Here is a 558-nt window from a genome sequence, read left to right on the forward strand (position 1 = left end):
GGTGACTCCTGACAACCAAACTGAATCATCGCGTTTTAAGCTGATAAAACAAGGCTTTAAACGGGTGTTTGATGAGTCGGTTGTGGATGGGGACAAGGGCTGGAAAGTGGTTGAATAAAGTTGGTTATTGGTGGTGACAGGGGTTAGGTTTTTGGAGTAAGGTTGATGCTCATTCTTCTTATAATATTTCGATGTTGCGAGAAACGTTGAGTAAATTTGAGTTTGAGTTGTTGCAATCCAAAATTCAAATCTTCTATGAAGTAATATTTTATACGTTGCCAATTTCCGGAGTCTCAAATGATACCAAGGTACAAAGATAATAAATTTCAATGTCCTAATTGTAATACTATTGCAGTTCAAGAATGGTTTGATGCTGATGAAGCTGGCACTACAGCTATGCACATTATTAACCACCTCTATTTAGACTATAGATCAAGCATTAATGTTACTGCCCAACAATATATAATTAAATTTTTGAATAAAGTTGACAATAATTTTCAAAATCGTCTTTATCAGTTTATACCTAAGGGCTTCTCAATAGCAACCTGTGCATCGTGC

General features: G+C 35.8%; 1 pseudogene. It reads left to right on the forward strand.

Going from position 1 to position 558, the window contains the following annotated elements:
- Positions 1 to 297: 297 nt before the first annotated feature.
- Positions 298 to 558 (forward strand): annotated as a pseudogene (locus ACS8FC_RS19875) (DUF4145 domain-containing protein); the annotation flags it as partial.

The sequence above is a fragment of the Psychrobacter sp. 1Y4 genome, from assembly GCF_051847555.1.